Origin of the sequence: Bradyrhizobium sp. ORS 86 (assembly GCF_045571475.1) — a bacterium.
Classification (GTDB): Bacteria; Pseudomonadota; Alphaproteobacteria; order Rhizobiales; family Xanthobacteraceae; genus Bradyrhizobium.
On record NZ_CP120699.1, the window covers coordinates 1817670 to 1833674 of the forward strand.

Here is a 16005-nt window from a genome sequence, read left to right on the forward strand (position 1 = left end):
GGGTCCAATAACTGCTTCCTACCATGCACGTTTTTGGTCCAAGACACCCTGAATGGACATATTTTGGTGGCGTTTGGTAGGTCATCGAAGGGGCATATAAGGACGCGGCCCTCTCAAGGCTGAAACAGGGGTTCGATTCCCCTAGGGAGCGCCAGCCTCACTCCTTTCCATCTGATTTTGCTCTCGTTTTCGGCATTTTCCCCAAACCTACGGAACTGGTTTGGGCAGTCCTGTTCGCCTTGTGTCTTTCGAGCTTAATCACGGCGTCCTCAGCGAGGCCCGCCTGATCAGCCTCTTCCGTATAGCGCTCAGCTTCAGCGAGCGTTGTGTGCCCGAGGACAGACATGATCATCTTCGCCGTTGCGCCGGCTTCGGCGAGTAAACGTCCGGCAGCTTTCCGTAGACCGTGCGGCTTGCAATCGAGAGGCAGTCCAGCCTTCGAGATAGCGTCGCGCATCCATCCACTGAAACCATCGACGGTGAAGGACTTGCCGTAAGCAGTCGTAATGATCACGACGTGATGCATGTCATACGCGTCGAGCGCTTCGACGGTGTCCCGATGCAACGGGATGAGAAGCTCGCGCCCGGTTTTCTGTTGCTTTATCCTGATCTTGCGTTCTGGCGTGATATGCGTCCGCGCCATCCGCACTACATCGGAGCGGCGCTGACCCAGATTGAGGAACAGGTGAAATGCCGTCCGCTGTTTGGTTCCAAGCGGCCAGCGCTCTTTGAATTTCTCAATTTCGTCATCGGTCCATGATCGAATTTTTTTGATCTTCGGCCGCTTGATACCCAATGACGGATCATGCTTCAGCCATCCGATGTTGATCGCATGACGGATCAGTATCCGAAGCTTCTTCAGAGTATCGAGTGCTGCACCGGGGCGATCTGCATAGGGCTGAAGAATGCCAGTGATGATGCGCTCGCGCGAGAGCCCGGCAACTGTGCGATGACCGTGTTCCGTGCGGAGCGTCTCAAGGCGTCTAGTGTAGCCCGTCCTGCTCGTATCACGGAGGCCAATGTATTCGGCGCTCCTCATGTAGGACGCAATGAGCGCAGCGATGGTGCCTGGTGTGGCGGGCACAAACCGATCTCGAACAGATGTGGACCGGCCTACCAGTGCGGCTTGGTACGCCACCATAAATTCTTCGCTCGTCGGATCGTTCGGCAAACGAACGCGAGGTCCTTTGCCGCGACGAAACGATAGATACGTATGGCCCTTGACGTGATTGCGCTCAACGTCAGGCGGCAGCTTTCGGGGCATCAACATCACTCCACGTTTCGTCAACGCGAGTATTATTTCCATCGGAAGGCAACTGATCAATGGCGATGTCAAGCTGACGTACATCCCAAGCTCGCCGTCGCTCTCCGAGCAACTTTGCTCGAGGCATTTGGCCGCTCTTCACCATCACGTCAAACGTGTTGGGCGACACGCAGATGTAGGCGGCAGCAGCCTCGCGACTGATGAGACGAGGCGCAAGCGTTGGCGGTAGCGCTATCTGCCTTGACATCGCTGAGCCCTGTGCCAGGCGATATCCATTCTGCCGATCAGTGAATATCGAAAAGCATGAAACTGCTTGGCTGGTACAAGCAAGAGCATGTGCCCCGTTCGGAGGCTCGCGCGTGCAGTGGCGTGCAAATCGGATGGTCGGCGACCAGCATGGAAACGCCCAGTGCATCCGACAGGAGGATGAATTCCTGGCGCTTGCCGTCGCACGTGTGGCCGGTGCGCGTCGGGAAATCGATGCCGTACTCCCATTCCGCTTGGGTCGGGCGTACCTCGCGCACAAATGCGTGGAAGTGTCGCACAAGCGCTTCACTGACCTTCTTGATGCGCGGATCGCTCGCGTCCTTGATCCGCTCGATCATCGCGTCCGTGATGATGTTCTCGTTGAAGTTCCGCATGATAGCTCCGTTGTAAAAGCTCAGATCCCGTAAGCATCAAGAGACGTCTGGCGCGCCAATTACGAGGAACCCCTTAAAGGACGCCGGCGCTTCGCCCATCCAAGCGCGTGCGATCAGATCGCGAATTGCGCCGCGTTCGAGGGGACGGGGATTCCAGTAGGCGTTGGTAAGCGCAAGGTCGGCCGCCTGCTCGATGCTGCTTTCCGGCATTCCGATGTCCCGTAGTGCCAGCGTAGCGTCGAGCTGCTTGATAAGATCGTAGAGACCTTGAGCTGCGTCTGCGGCGCCGACTGCACGGGCGATACGAGCCATGGCCTGGGGCTCCGCTGGGGCGTTATAAGCCAGCGCATGCGGAAGGACGACGGCGTGCGTCTGCGCATGCGGCAAATCGAACGTGCCGCCAAGCGTGTGGCAGAGCTTGTGGTGCGGCGCCATGCCGACTGTGCCCAGGCATACGCCGCACAGCTAGGCGCCGTAGAGCGCCTCGGTGCGAGCTTCGCGATCGGCCGGCCTTGCCATAATCAAGGGGAGGGCGGGGGCGAGCGCGCGGATGCCGTCTTCCGGCATTAGCGAAGTTATTGGATTGCGCTCCCGCGCATAAGCGCTTCGGCCGCGTGTGCGATTGCGTTGATGCCCGAGGCGGCAGCCAGGCTGGGTGGCAGTGTCAGCGTCAGGTCGACATCGTAAATCACGGTCGCCGGCAGCACCTTGTTGGTGCGCGCGGTGGTCTTTATACCATCTTTGGTCTCGCCGTAGAACGAACACAATTGCGATACGGCCAATGGTCGAGAGCGATGTTCCGGAATTGCTTCGGCTAATGCATGCGATCGTCAGTTTTGAGCGTGGTCAGAACTTCGCGCTCAGCGAAGCGGAGTTGCTTCGCCGTGGCTTCGGTGAGCGGCCCGAGTTCGGCGCTTACGTTGCAGACGTCGGCCCAGGGGCACTCGCCGGAATGGCGGTCCACTACGAGATCCCATTCATGCATACTTTGCAGCCCCTTTTGATGATGAAGTGACTCTATATCGATCCCGAGTATCAAGGCACGGGTATTGGCCGAACGCTTATGCGCCAGATGGCGCTCCATGCTCGTGAAACGGGAGCCGAGCGCTTCTGCTGGTTTGTGCTGACCGACAATATGCCGGCGGAATCGTTTTACCGCGGTGTCGGTGCGACCGAGGACCCTGAGTGGCGACGGTGGATTCTGCCGACTGGCGCCTTAAACCGTCTCGTGGACGACGCAAAATGATCGTGAATCACCCTTAGAGGCCTGGACCGTCAGGCACGACGCCGATCCGCTTGGGGTGGGCCAAGCGTATTTGCTTTCGCACTAAGCTCTCGCTCAATTGACGTTGCCTGCGAGCTGGCGGGTATCGGACAGTCCTGGGCATCAAAGTATTCTTCGATCTCACCAACCGCTCTCCGCTCCCATTCGTCGGCCTGTGTCAGCAATGAGATTCGTTGGACTGGGCGGAACGCTGCAGCTTGACGGCACAGCGAAGCTATTGCGCGGTAGCGACGCACATTTTCCAGAATTGCCGATCCCGTCATGTTTTGATTTTTCCCCATTCAGCTTCCAGACGCGAAAATGAGGCGGATCGATTTTCGATTGGTTAGCGGCCGGCTTGGAAAGCATCTATGGTTGGCAAATCCTTGCGATTTGAAAACTCTCTGACCCCTTAACGCGGACGCTTGATTTCCGACCTATGAGTATGGGCCATGGGTCGCTCATTCGGCGGATTGAAATCGGATGATCCAGTAAAATGATAAATTGTGCTTGCCTTTGTGGTGGGCCGTTCTGGATCATTACGGCCTGCCGATCCAGAGCGCGTCACGCCCCTGACTTCTTCGATGGTAGCAGGGAGTCTAAGGAAGGCTCCGATCAGGCCGAGGTTCTCGGTGTGATCAGTCTTCAACTCGGTTTGCGTGGCACCGACATTGTCAAGGTACTGGGCGGTAGTGTTCACGAGCGCACAGTTAGGACATCACTCCATAGCCTTAAGGCGCGGGGTGCTATCCAAAAATCGGGAGACCCGTGGATACCGACGCCGGCACCTCACCGGCCGGAAAAGAATGAAGGCCAATCACCGTTAGATGATCTGGCCCTCATAGAGACGTGGCAGAGTGGTTAATGCAGCGGACTCAAAATCCGTCGATGAGCCCTAACAAGTTCTACGCAGGTTCGAGTCTTGCCGCCTCCGCCAATTACCTCAGCAGCACAAGGCGGATCGTGGCGGCAACGTTCTCGACGCACCTCCTGCTGTCGGCACTTTTGGGGGAGGGGGAAGGTACTCCGTCCCGGTTCGTCCGACTGCGTCCGCGGACTGCGATCCTGTGTCGTTGCATGCATCGCATCGGACTTCTGCTTTTAGCTCCTTCGATTCAATCCCGCCCGACGTGACCTCGCTGCGAGTTTTCAGACCCGCAGACTTGACGAGAACGAGCGGTAGTGCCGCCATCCAATCTCAATTATTGTCCAACGAAAGCCTTCCATCTCTTCAGCTGGAGCGGCCTCAGGTTGGTCATTTCATTGTCAAGTTCGGCAATGCGTTGTGCAGCGGTCATCATTGCGGCTGCAGCACGATTGTAGTTGTCTGCAGTCAATTGAAACGGGAATACGAACTGACCTTCTGTCACTTTATAGATACCAAAATCCCTCAGCAAGACCGTCACACACTTCTCATAGGCCTTGTAGTATTCAGTGTGCGTGGCCGACAGTTTGGAAGCTACGGCAACTATTTCGGTGTGCTGCGCGTCAATCATGCTCATAAATCTGAGAACTGTTTCGTTTCCAAGACGGAGCAAACGGGCTTCGTTTTCCAATTTGCCGCGCTCGGATTTGATCAGAGCGATATAGCGGGGTTCAAAAGTAGCGATACTACGCTCGGCGGCTTTCAGATCGCGAAGGAGCTTGTCTAGATCACTGCGACTGGAAGCTAAATCGATTGCTTTCGGAAGATCATTTTGCTCGGCACCGGCTAGTAACCTTCGCGCGGCAGCATCCATTTCGATCGCATCCAGCCTTGCCATTGCGATCATTTTAAGCATTGCGTTTGAGGGATGTTGCTTTAGCGCTTGATCCAGTTGTTCGGGATTACTCACGCTGCGCATGGCGACCTGGCCCTCACCTATTGAAATAGCTTCCTGAAATCTGGACAGGTCGCCGACTACGTACAAGCCAATGAAGCCAACGATCATGAACGCACACAGTACCAGTAGAACCGGCGCCAGTCGTCCCAGCATGTTCGCGTCCCGATGTAACGTTGATCTCATTGGTCGACCCGAGCTCGTGTGCGCGCTATTGAGCGCTCTCGATCGGCGAAGCGAGCCCCCGAGGCAATGAAGCCGGGAAAGAGCTTGGTCTCAATCGCCACCGGCTCTTCCCGCCGAAGACTACACCCAAATAAGCCATCGAAACTGAATCTTTCAAAATCGTTCCGATGATTCACCTGGGTTGTGGCCGGAACCTGCCAACAATAGCACCGTTTTTGATCGAGCCCTCGTCTTGCGCCGCGACGAGCTCCATGTAGGAGCATCCACTCCGCCGGGGGCAGATCCAGCCCGCCGCCCAGTACGTTCGTGCTAGCGAAATACTAGGGACGTGCCAGTCGTAGGCTTGCTTTGGTACCGTCGCCCAAAAATGTCGTCGCCATCGATGATGACGTCCCCGATATTGATACCTGGGCGGAAGGTGATCGCCGGATTGAAGCTGCCCCGCGCGCTGCCATTTCCTCCCGCACTTCCATCGCGCACGTTACTGCATCGAAACCGCTGGCGAGCTCGATGGTTTTTGAATTATGCCGTGGCCAAGGACGGGAGCCACATCGATTTCTAGCCCTTCGCCGTTGGCGCGGGCTGAGAGCCGCAACGACGTCTGCAGCCAGCGGGCTACCGCGTAATCCGAGGTTATTGATATTTGCTGTGAAGAGGGGGCATTGATTTTTGCGATCGCCCGCCCTCTCGTTTCGAAATGTCTGCTTCCCGATCAAGCTCCGCGCCATGTATCCTAGCGTCTCGATCTAACTCGGTCTGATTTCCCTGTGATCTTATGAGATTTGCAAATCCCTTGCGCACCTGCTGTCCGACGATGGTCAGACCATAGTTGCACCGCTTAATGTCGCGGTGTCGCGGTCAATTTGCCAGCTCGCCTGCGGGTAGCCCATACAATATTGAGGGCCAAAACTACTAGGGTCGCTGCAAAGCGACGAGAAACTCGATGGGATAAGCGATCATAGCCTTTGCGAATGGTCTCGCTTGCAACGTGCCGGACGGCGACCTTCTGCGCGCCCGCGGCACGCGGCTCGGGCTGTTATTTGAACCGTGTCCTGCGCCAGTGGAATGGTCGAGCGCCGGCACGTCCGCCCAGCGCGGCGCAAAGCGCCACGATTCGTAAATTACGCGTTCATGGGAAATCCCCCAAAGCCAACGCGCCACCATAGATCGAGTGAGCCGGGAGCAGAAACTAGTCTTTTGGACTTCAGCACGATGGTAGTCGGCTGTGCTCTTGCTTGCACCGAGTCCCGCCGTGTACGCGATGACCTAGAGCAGGATCTCCGATAGGTTGTCGCGTAACTGTGGTTGTGCGGTCGGCGACTTCGTCGATTACGCTTGCACTTGCTCTTGCTTGGGCTTGCTCTGGAGCCACTCTACTTGTCGCACACTGTAGGCCTTGGTACCGCCCGGCGCCTTGACGACCACCGTACTTCCTTTTCTCTTTCCAATTAATGCCGTAGCGATTGGCGAGGCTACTGAGATTTTGTGTTTGCTCGCATCGGCTTCGGCTTCGCCTACGATCTGCCAGATCCGCTTCTCACCAGTATCCTCATCTATCAACGTCACCGTCGCTCCGAACTTGATTTCCTCGCCGGAAAGTCTGGACACGTCGACGATCTCAGCACGCGCGAGCTTATCTTCCAGCTCGGCGATGCGAGCGTCGTTAACGCTTTGCTCCGCAAGCGCAATCTGATATTCCGAGTTCTCGACCAGATTTCGGTCATTGGCGATCGCCTGTTGAATTCGCTGAACGAGATCTGGTCGCTCGGTGCGGATGCGGTGACGCAGTTCACCTTCGAGCGCAGCATGCCCCTCGGCCGTCATGGGAAGCTTTATCATCGGAATTGTTCTAACGGGTTAATCGACGAAGTCTTGTCGCCTGAATGAATGGTGCCTTTGACGCTCGATACTGGCGCCGATGAGTGCCACGGCCTGGACCTATCGGAGCCGATCGAAATCGATCGCCGTAAGCCTCGGGTGCAACGCCATGCGCCGACAGATGTTCCAATCCTGATGATTGTTGCTGCACTGCAGGTGCAAGCCGGCGGGGCAGCCGACCGCTATGTCGTGGGCTTGACCGATATGGTTCGGTACCTCTACTCAAGATAAGGAGCTCTAGGATCCAAGGGGGTGCCAACGCTGATAGTCCACCACCCGAGCAATGACATAGCAAAGGCCAGACGTGAGACTGCAGCCTGGATGAGGTGCGATGTCGTCCCGCAAAGGTGGACGCAGGGTTTGGTAAGCCGGCGCGGTTCCGATCGCTTTTGCGGAACTGGCGCTTACGGGTTGGCCACGGCATGTAAATTAGCGAGCGGCAAACTGAAGAGCCGAACGACGCGTTTGATCTAGCAACGCACCCGTATCGATCGCAACGAATGCGCGCTTTAGTAGCCTACGACTTGTTGAAGGCGCCGCGAGCCGGAACAGGCGGCCCGCGGCGCCGTTAGCAAAAGCCATGTCCTTATTTCCGACAACGTCCAACGAGGACTGATGCAGCGCATTGTCGGCAACGTAATTGCCGCCGCGGCGATATCAGCTCCGCTAAACGGTGCGCAGATGATCAAACCCGATGTTCGCATTCGATCGCCTAGAATTCAGGCGGCCGTAACTTCGTTCAAGCGATGAGGCGGCGTCTTAAAGCGACTGATTAAGTGGTCGATCGTGTACCGCCTGGGTCGACAGCCGCAAATGCGCGGGCGCCAAAGCGAACGTCGCACTCGGAAAGGCCGTGTTCGAAGGTCGCATCGTTGGGATCGATGCGCTTGGCATTCGGTACTGCTGAACAAGCTCGCGACCAGAGCTGCAGCAATAAACGACGCGTTCAACGCGAATAAGAGAACGTTGCTTTCCCCGACCGCCTGGAAAAGAGTGCGCCTTGGACTCGCGCGTGATCGGTTTCTCTGCGAGTATCAGTTGCTCGCCGAGCGCGCTTGCGAGGGAGAATGCGGATGACTTGCTCTGGCCTCCTTGATCAATCTCGAACATGCGTCGCATCGTTGACGCCGTGCCGTGCGGCCTGTTGCTGACGTACCGAGCATGCGCCGGCGGCGATCAGCTGACCTGAGCCGCGCCAACCGTCCCGTAAATCACATCTAACGACGGCTCGAACGAGCGGCGTCGCAACGGCTGGCACACGGCAGCCTGGGTGCTTCGTTGCGCCAGCGTCACGTCCTACTCCAGCCAAAACCGTTGAGGTACCTTCATGAGCACCAGCAATGATTCGATCAAATTCGCCTACTGGGTCCCGAATGTCTCCGGTGGTCTTGTCATCAGCAAGATCGAGCAGCGCACCGGATGGGACATCGATTATAACCGCCGCCTGGCGCAGATCGCGGAGCAGGCGGGGTTCGAGTATGCGCTGAGCCAGATCCGATTCACAGCCGGTTATGGGGCCGAGTTTCAGCACGAGCCTGTTGCTTTCAGCCATGCGCTACTTGCAGCAACGAACAAGCTGAAGGTGATCGCGGCCCTTCTTCCCGGACCATGGAATCCGGCTGTTGCGGCCAAGCAGATCGCAACCATCAGCCAGCTCACCGAAGGCCGCGTCGCGGTCAATATCGTCAGCGGCTGGTTCCGCGGCGAGTTCGCGGCAATCGGCGAGCATTGGTATGATCATGACGAACGTTACCGGCGCTCGGAAGAGTTCATCCGGGCACTACGCGGCATCTGGACTCAAGACAGCTTCACGTTCCGCGGCGATTTCTATCGCTTCAAGGACTACACGCTGAAGCCGAAGCCGGCGCCGCCTCTGCCAGAGATCTTCCAGGGCGGCAGCTCGCGTGCGGCGCGCGACATGGCGGCGCGGGTATCGGACTGGTACTTCACCAACGGCAACTCGGTCGAGGAGATCAAGAAGCAGGTCGACGACATCATGGCCAAAGCCCGCGCAAACAACCGTTCCGTCAAAATCGGCGTCAACGGCTTTGCCATCGCGCGCGACACTGAGGCCGAAGCGCGCAGCGTCCTCAATGAGATCATCGACAAGGCCGATCCGGAGGCCGTCAATGCCTTTGGGCGCGAGGTCAAGAACGCCGGCAAGGCGTCGCCGGAAGGTCAGGGCAATTGGGCGAAATCAAGCTTCGATGACCTCGTCCAGTACAACGATGGATTCAAGACTAATTTGATCGGCACGCCGGAGCAGATTGCCGAGCGCATCATTGCGCTTAAGAAGGTTGGCGTTGACCTCGTGTTGCTCGGTTTCCTGCATTTCCAGGAAGATGTCGAATATTTCGGCCGCCGCATCATTCCGCTGGTCCGCACGCTGGAAACGAACATGGCCGGGCACGTCCAGGCGGCCGAATGACAATGGTTGACGTGACGACGATAGCAGCAAGTGCGGACCGCCTTGCGCCAGATGGGGTCTTGCTGAGCCGGCGCTCTCTCTGGCTTGTCGGCCGAGCGGTCCGGCGATGGCACAGTTGCGGCCGGTGCGCTTGCGTGCGGAGATCTCGCTGACGTTCGAAGCACCGCGGCGCTCGGTGACATCGAGCCTGAAGTCGTGGCGGCGAAATGCGAGCCCTGATCGGAAACGGGACGCCGCGCCAAGGCTGGATCCGGTATCGTGCGCGCTTTGCCGATGTGGTGCAGCTGGCCGAGCACGCGGGTCGCGTGCACATTCCAGACCCTCGCGGTGTACTCGCCCGCGTGGCTGCCGAGCTGCGTCTCGGCGGCTCGTCGCCGGGGCGATCTTAACGGAACGTTGCCGACGCAGGCTCTCGCTTGACACTGCCCAACAGGAGAATGACCATGACCAACGACAACTTCGCTCACAGGGCCGACGACGACGCCTACGCTCGGCTCGACGCGGCGATCGACGCCACCGTAAAGGTGAACGCCGATCGCAACGACAAGGAGAGCCGATTTCCGCGGGAGAATCTCCACGCATTGTCGGACGCCGGCTGGACCGGCGTGCTGAACGAGGTGCAGTTCGGCGGGCTCGACTGCAGCCATATCGACTTCGCCGAGGCTGCCTGTCGGATCGGGCAGGTCGATGCCTCGACCGGCCTCGTCTACGTGATGCATGTCGGCGCGGCGCAGACCATCAATCTGTTCGGCAGCACCGATCAGAAGGAGCGATGGCTCAAATCGAACAATGGACGACTGCTCGGCACTTATTCGACCAGCGAGCGCGCCACCGGCGGGCACTGGTGGTACAATCTGTCCGAAGCGTCGCGAGATGGCGAGGACTATCTCGTCAACGCCGAGAAGTCGTTTACGACTAGCTCGGGCCAAGCCGACTATTATGTGGTCCAGACGCGCACTCCGGGCGCCAAGGATCAGGCCGACATCGTGTTCTTCATCGTCGACGGCACGTCCCCCGGCATTGAGTCACGGCCATGGGATGCGCTGGGTGTCAAGGCTAATCATTCGGGCGCAATCCGCTACATCAACGTGCGTGTACCACAACGCGACAGGCTTGGTGCCGAAGGGCAGGGCAAGGAGATTATCTATGACGGGGTGTCGCCCGTCTACTTGATTGGGCTCGGCTCTGTCTGGGAAGGTGTGGCGCGCGGCGCGCTGAACGCGGCGGTCGCGCACACCACACGCTTCGTGCATAGGGACCGGAACAAGAGTCTTTCGGACTACCAAGCGATCCGGCAGGAACTCGGGGCAGCCAAGGTGCTGGTCGAGACGCTGCGGCCTTGGCGCAACGAACTCGCGGGCCAACTGGACGCGCTGTGGCGCGCTGGCAGGCCGCAGAGTGAAATCCTTATCCCGCTGACCGAGTTCAAGGTGCATGCCGCCGAAGTCGCCAACAAAGTCGCGGCCACGGCTCTGACGGTAACGGGCGGCTATGGGTACCATCGGGGGCCGATCGAACGCGCCTTCCGCGACGCGCGCGCGGCCATCGCGATGGGGCCCTCCAATGTGATCGCGCGCGATTGGATCGGCAAGGCTCTGGTCGGTCTGCCGCTGGAGCTGTTCTACGAGGGGGGAGAATAGTGAGGATTGAGAACTGCTCGCAACATTGTCTGCTATCTGCGGCTGAAAAGAATAAGAGCATCTACTTTCAGATGCAGTGCCGTTTCCGGCCGTCAGAGATCTTTCAGGATTCTTATGCGAGCCCAACCGGTGGCAAGTCCCGGACCCAAGGACGCCTTTAGAAAACTCGAAGTCGTTCCCGCTACCTGCTGGCCGGGTTGGGCGTAGCCCGAGGCATAATGGGGCCACCAAATCGTCTTGGCTTTGGTCGGAAGGTCCCGTCGGCAAACGGCGGGCTCCTTCTTTAGGTAGGGGGTAAGCGCCAATTTTTTTGCTACAGACCCTTGCTCCGGAAGAAGCCTGTCCTATTTCAGTTCCGCCTGCATTAGCACTCGCCGGCATCGACTGCTAACAGTCGAGAAATTGTCAACTCGTGCAAGTAGTTAGGAGGACTGTATGAATTTCCGTCCACTTCATGACCGCGTCGTTGTCAAGCGCATCGACGCCGAAGAGAAGACCGCTGGCGGCATCATCATTCCAGACACAGCCAAGGAAAAGCCCTCCCAGGGCGAAATCATCGCCGTCGGCCCGGGCGGCCGTGACGAGGCTGGCAAGTTGATCCCGATCGACTTGAAGATCGGTGACCGCGTGCTGTTCGGCAAATGGTCGGGCACAGAAGTCAAGATCGACGGCCAGGAGCTCTTGATCATGAAGGAGAGCGACATCATGGGCGTTCTCACCGAAATATCTTCCAACAAGAAGGCCGCCTAACCCACTGCTCGCACCGCTCACCCCTGAGGAGCGCCTGCCGGGCGTCCTATCCAGGGTGAGATGAAATGAAACTCAGGGAAATCAACTATGTCAGCTAAAGAAGTCAAATTCGGAGTAGACGCACGCGACCGCATGCTGCGCGGCGTCGACGTTCTCGCCAACGCAGTGAAGGTCACCCTCGGTCCGAAGGGCCGCAACGTGGTGCTCGACAAGTCGTTCGGCGCTCCCCGCATCACCAAGGACGGCGTCACCGTCGCCAAGGAGATCGAGCTCGATGACAAGTTCGAGAACATGGGCGCCCAGATGGTGCGCGAAGTCGCTTCCAAGTCCGCTGACGCGGCCGGCGATGGCACCACCACGGCGACCGTGCTGGCGGCTGCAATCGTCCGCGAGGGCGCCAAGGCGGTCGCCGCCGGCATGAACCCGATGGATCTGAAGCGCGGTATCGACCTCGCGGTCGAAGCCGTCGTTGCGGACCTGCAGAAGAACTCCAAGAAGGTCACCTCGAACGAGGAGATCGCCCAGGTCGGCACCATTTCGGCCAACGGCGACGCCGAGATCGGCAAGTTCCTCGCCGACGCCATGAAGAAGGTCGGCAACGAGGGCGTCATCACGGTCGAGGAAGCCAAGTCGCTCGAAACCGAACTCGACGTCGTCGAGGGCATGCAGTTCGACCGCGGCTACATCTCGCCCTACTTTGTCACCAACGCCGATAAGATGCGCGTTGAGATGGACGACGCCTACATCCTGATCAACGAGAAGAAGCTCTCCTCGCTGAACGAGCTGCTGCCGCTGCTCGAGGCCGTGGTGCAGACCGGCAAGCCGCTGGTCATCGTCGCTGAAGACGTCGAAGGCGAAGCGCTCGCAACCCTCGTCGTCAACCGCCTGCGCGGCGGCCTGAAGGTCGCGGCCGTCAAGGCTCCGGGCTTCGGCGATCGCCGCAAGGCCATGCTGCAGGATATCGCGATCCTGACCGGCGGCCAGGCCATCTCGGAAGACCTCGGCATCAAGCTCGAGAACGTCACGCTGCAGATGCTCGGCCGCGCCAAGAAGGTGATGATCGACAAGGAGAACACCACGATCGTCAACGGCGCCGGCAAGAAGGCCGACATCGACGCTCGCGTTGCCCAGATCAAGGCGCAGATCGAGGAGACCACCTCGGACTACGACCGTGAGAAGCTGCAGGAGCGTCTCGCCAAGCTCGCGGGCGGCGTCGCGGTGATCCGCGTCGGCGGCGCGACCGAGGTCGAGGTGAAGGAGCGCAAGGATCGCGTGGATGACGCGATGCACGCGACCCGCGCGGCTGTCGAGGAAGGCATTTTGCCGGGCGGCGGCGTCGCGCTGCTCCGCGCCACCGAAGCTCTCAAGGGTCTGCGCACCAAGAACGACGACCAAAAGACCGGCGTCGAGATCGTGCGCAAGGCATTGTCGTGGCCGGCCCGTCAGATTGCCATCAACGCCGGTGAAGACGGCTCGGTCGTGGTTGGTAAGGTCCTGGAGAAGGACCAGTACTCTTACGGCTTCGATGCGCAGACGGGCGAGTACAGCAACCTGGTCTCCAAGGGTATCATCGATCCTACGAAGGTCGTGCGAGCGGCGGTCCAGAACGCCTCCTCCGTGGCGGCGCTCTTGATCACCACGGAAGCGATGGTCGCCGAGTTGCCCAAGAAGAACGCTGCCGGCCCCGCAATGCCTCCGGGCGGCGGCATGGGTGGCATGGGCGGTATGGACTTCTGATCCAGTCGCGTCACGCGGAACGCAAAAATAAGAAAGCCCCGGCAGCAATTGCCGGGGTTTTGTTTGCTCATCGATAAAGCGGGTCACTAAGGCCGTCGACGAGGCTCGTTCCCTTGGAACCGTGTTGGAATACCGTCGTCCAGCTTGCATCGGGCAATGTGAGGCGCGAGAGCTGTATTGGCGAGTCATACCTGACGTTGCCACTCATCCCGGAGCGTGCCAGCGATGTGCATACTCCAGGAGGGCGGTCACTCCGGATCGTTGCAGATCGTGTGCCCGATGGGGTGCAACTGTAGTCTCAGCCCCCTGTAGGGCCGGCGGCGCAATCCTCGCGGCACGGCTCTGTCCTCAGCATTATGTGGCGATTCAATAAGGCAGCGCAGAGTGAAGGACCCAGAGGCTGTCGCGGTAGTCATCTCAGCGCTCCGGCAAGTTCACGGCGACGATATTGCTCGCGCACTCCTTGCTGACGGAATGAGCCTAGCTGTTCTTATGGACGCGGTTTTCTCTCTATCAATGCGGAATAGCGAGGCGGTTCGAATGATCGCCAGAGCGTTAGACTCTCGCGATTTCGTCGTCTCCCCTGACGTCGGCTCGCTTTGGCACGTAAAGTATTTATATGATCGCCCAGGGTCCATGACCGTCGTCGATATGCTGGTACTGACACCTGAGAAGACGTTCATGAGCACTGAAATTTCGTTGCGGCTGCCGATCTGACCTGAGGCGTCAGTGCCGGGGGATCGCTCGGCAAATGCAATGGACAATAAGCCAGAGCAATCACCTGTTCGAAATAGCTGGTTGATCGTACGTCTGGTAACGTCAGCGCGCAATCCGTCGTGCTGGTATATGAACGTTCTGCCGTCCGAGCCCGGCGTCGAAGCCGACCTTCACCTAAATCTGCCGCCCGAGCGAACAAACGGAATATGAGTCCCACGCGTACGACCTTGTTCGGGCGGTCAGACCAAGTTGGACTCCGTGCCCGCGAATTTCGGCCGACGGATATTGCCTGATCATCACATCGACCACGCTGCAAGTGGAAGCATTCCGATCAGCGCGCCGAGTGCTTGCAAATCAATCACCTTCAACAATCTGTAACGACGTTAGTATTCTTCAGTATCTTTCCCACGACCGCTTCACGGTTGGACTGTACTGAAGGATTCGAGTGAGCGCACCCAACCATTCCTGGTAGGTGCATTGGATGCTTTCTGGCATACAGTTGTTCTAGATTGCCAGCACCTCGCTTCTCTCGAGACTCTCAACAGGTCGCGTTGGCCCGGCGGGACCAGAGCTGCAGCAAAAAAAATGAGTCTAATCTAGCGCTCCGCTCAAGCGTCGGCGCTGACCAGTCGCGATGACGAAGATGACGAAAATGATCAGAAGGTGCATGCTTTGGCTCTGTCTCGACCTCTTGTTGATTTGCCCAGGTGCCGTGGTCGTCGCGAGCAGCGATGTCAGAGCGGAGGACAGCATCCTTGTCGACAAGGTCAAGTCAACCTGGCGATCGCAAGACGGTGACACTATCGAGCAAATCATTTCCAAGGTCGCGAAGGTCGCGCACTTCGTCCCGAGAAGGTGGGGAGTCGCTCAATCGAACGATGGGAGCGAATATGCCTTCTTTTCGTGGAGTAAACATCGCGACGATAAAGCCGCCGAATATGCCATTATCTGGCAGGCTGCGCCCGACGGCGCGTTAAAAGTCGATTCGCCATATGCCAAGCCGATAGAATTGGGCTGGAAGGCGTTCGCACTCTCTCTGATCTCCAGTGAAATCGCAAACGGCGAAAAGGCGGTGAATCTCCACTTTCTGCATAACCCCATCAACTTCAACTTTGTGATGACTGCTCAGGGCAGGTTGGGCGATCTTCTACGACACGGCCGCTGCACTATCGGCGATCCGATCCAGGTGGATTACCTGCAGAAAGTTGATGAAAAAGAGGCCACACAGAGCGGCCTATGGCGCGCCCTGATTGTGGTGAACTGCAATATTCCAGGACCTCGGTACTTCACTCGTGGCGGCGTCATCATTTTTGAGAAGGCCGAGGGAAAAACCTGGGAGCCGCAGTCGTTTTTTGCTAAGCGCATCGCAACCTATCCCCCAGGCTCTTGGTTCGATCATGCAGATCCAGAAGAACAAGAAGCACTAGAACCGGCCAAGAAGACCTTGCAGAATGACCGCGGAGGGCAGCTTCGCGGCGCAGCCCCTTGAGACAATGCGTCGAGTTTACAATGGGGCTCTACGACGAAGCGATGCTGCATCTGAGCCGGAGGTGCCGTGTTGGGTTTGAGAGATTTACGACAACACTTCTCCAAACTCGTCGTGGGTCCGAGGGTGCCGCAGCCCGCAATAGCAAGCAGTCGCGAGAAATAGGCTCATCCGAAAGTTTGCACCAGGAACGT

General features: G+C 58.4%; 11 protein-coding genes, 1 tRNA gene and 2 pseudogenes. 8 read left to right on the forward strand and 6 right to left on the reverse strand.

What is annotated here, in order from left to right; all coding sequences use genetic code 11:
- Positions 1 to 79 precede the first annotated feature (79 nt).
- Positions 80 to 154, forward strand: a tRNA-Glu gene (locus tag P6U25_RS08370).
- 3 nt (positions 155 to 157) lie between these two features.
- On the opposite strand, the gene P6U25_RS08375 is transcribed toward P6U25_RS08370, so the two are convergent.
- The 3 genes and pseudogenes from P6U25_RS08375 to P6U25_RS08385 all read right to left on the reverse strand — a co-directional run.
- A complete protein-coding gene (locus tag P6U25_RS08375; RefSeq protein WP_407151024.1) occupies positions 158 to 1264 on the reverse strand; it encodes a tyrosine-type recombinase/integrase in 1107 nt (368 codons plus the stop codon).
- A 374-nt stretch (positions 1265 to 1638) separates the two neighbouring features.
- A pseudogene (locus P6U25_RS08380) lies at positions 1639 to 1905 on the reverse strand (dioxygenase); the annotation flags it as partial.
- A gap of 36 nt (positions 1906 to 1941) precedes the next feature.
- Positions 1942 to 2651, reverse strand: a pseudogene (locus P6U25_RS08385) (iron-containing alcohol dehydrogenase); the annotation flags it as partial.
- A 35-nt stretch (positions 2652 to 2686) separates the two neighbouring features.
- Between P6U25_RS08385 and P6U25_RS08390 the strand changes: the two are divergent.
- Both P6U25_RS08390 and P6U25_RS08395 read left to right on the forward strand, forming a co-directional pair.
- Positions 2687 to 2920 carry a hypothetical protein gene (locus P6U25_RS08390; protein ID WP_407151025.1) on the forward strand — a complete coding sequence of 78 codons (234 nt, stop codon included), beginning with the start codon at positions 2687 to 2689 and terminating at the stop codon, positions 2918 to 2920.
- Between the two features lie 57 nt (positions 2921 to 2977).
- Complete coding sequence (locus P6U25_RS08395; protein ID WP_407152463.1) at positions 2978 to 3151, forward strand: hypothetical protein; 174 nt, start codon at positions 2978 to 2980, stop codon at positions 3149 to 3151.
- A 29-nt stretch (positions 3152 to 3180) separates the two neighbouring features.
- Here the strand turns inward: P6U25_RS08395 and P6U25_RS08400 are convergent, their stop codons facing one another.
- The 3 genes from P6U25_RS08400 to greA all read right to left on the reverse strand — a co-directional run bounded on the left by P6U25_RS08400 (position 3181) and on the right by greA (position 7014).
- Positions 3181 to 3453: a hypothetical protein gene (locus tag P6U25_RS08400; protein ID WP_407152464.1), complete on the reverse strand. Its 273-nt coding sequence runs from the start codon at positions 3451 to 3453 to the stop codon at positions 3181 to 3183.
- Between the two features lie 918 nt (positions 3454 to 4371).
- Positions 4372 to 5145, reverse strand: a complete 774-nt coding sequence (locus tag P6U25_RS08405) for a hypothetical protein (protein WP_407151026.1) — start codon at positions 5143 to 5145, stop codon at positions 4372 to 4374.
- 1359 nt (positions 5146 to 6504) lie between these two features.
- On the reverse strand, positions 6505 to 7014 hold the full coding sequence (gene greA / locus P6U25_RS08410) for a transcription elongation factor GreA (protein WP_407151027.1): 510 nt from the start codon (positions 7012 to 7014) through the stop codon (positions 6505 to 6507).
- A 1366-nt stretch (positions 7015 to 8380) separates the two neighbouring features.
- Here greA and sfnG point away from each other — a divergent pair.
- The 5 genes from sfnG to P6U25_RS08435 all read left to right on the forward strand — a co-directional run bounded on the left by sfnG (position 8381) and on the right by P6U25_RS08435 (position 15814).
- Entirely contained in the window at positions 8381 to 9481 is a 1101-nt protein-coding gene (gene sfnG / locus P6U25_RS08415) for a dimethylsulfone monooxygenase SfnG (RefSeq protein WP_407151028.1), read from the forward strand.
- 443 nt (positions 9482 to 9924) lie between these two features.
- Positions 9925 to 11121, forward strand: a complete 1197-nt coding sequence (locus tag P6U25_RS08420; RefSeq protein ID WP_407151029.1) for an acyl-CoA dehydrogenase family protein — start codon at positions 9925 to 9927, stop codon at positions 11119 to 11121.
- Between the two features lie 435 nt (positions 11122 to 11556).
- A complete protein-coding gene (locus tag P6U25_RS08425) occupies positions 11557 to 11871 on the forward strand; it encodes a co-chaperone GroES (protein WP_280973522.1) in 315 nt (104 codons plus the stop codon).
- Positions 11872 to 11958: 87 nt separating this feature from the next.
- Complete coding sequence (gene groL, locus P6U25_RS08430; protein WP_407151030.1) at positions 11959 to 13608, forward strand: chaperonin GroEL; 1650 nt, start codon at positions 11959 to 11961, stop codon at positions 13606 to 13608.
- A gap of 1360 nt (positions 13609 to 14968) precedes the next feature.
- The gene (locus P6U25_RS08435) at positions 14969 to 15814 is read left to right on the forward strand and encodes a nodulate formation efficiency C protein (RefSeq protein WP_407151031.1); all 846 of its coding nucleotides are present in this window, start codon (positions 14969 to 14971) and stop codon (positions 15812 to 15814) included.
- Positions 15815 to 16005: the final 191 nt, after the last annotated feature.

Coding starts and splice junctions, on each gene's coding strand:
- P6U25_RS08375 (WP_407151024.1), bottom strand. CDS start 1,264: ATGCCCCGAAAGCTGCCGCCTGACGTTGAGCGCAATCACGTCAAGGGC.
- P6U25_RS08390 (WP_407151025.1), top strand. CDS start 2,687: ATGGTCGAGAGCGATGTTCCGGAATTGCTTCGGCTAATGCATGCGATC.
- P6U25_RS08395 (WP_407152463.1), top strand. CDS start 2,978: ATGGCGCTCCATGCTCGTGAAACGGGAGCCGAGCGCTTCTGCTGGTTT.
- P6U25_RS08400 (WP_407152464.1), bottom strand. CDS start 3,453: ATGACGGGATCGGCAATTCTGGAAAATGTGCGTCGCTACCGCGCAATA.
- P6U25_RS08405 (WP_407151026.1), bottom strand. CDS start 5,145: ATGCTGGGACGACTGGCGCCGGTTCTACTGGTACTGTGTGCGTTCATG.
- greA (WP_407151027.1), bottom strand. CDS start 7,014: ATGATAAAGCTTCCCATGACGGCCGAGGGGCATGCTGCGCTCGAAGGT.
- sfnG (WP_407151028.1), top strand. CDS start 8,381: ATGAGCACCAGCAATGATTCGATCAAATTCGCCTACTGGGTCCCGAAT.
- P6U25_RS08420 (WP_407151029.1), top strand. CDS start 9,925: ATGACCAACGACAACTTCGCTCACAGGGCCGACGACGACGCCTACGCT.
- P6U25_RS08425 (WP_280973522.1), top strand. CDS start 11,557: ATGAATTTCCGTCCACTTCATGACCGCGTCGTTGTCAAGCGCATCGAC.
- groL (WP_407151030.1), top strand. CDS start 11,959: ATGTCAGCTAAAGAAGTCAAATTCGGAGTAGACGCACGCGACCGCATG.
- P6U25_RS08435 (WP_407151031.1), top strand. CDS start 14,969: ATGACGAAAATGATCAGAAGGTGCATGCTTTGGCTCTGTCTCGACCTC.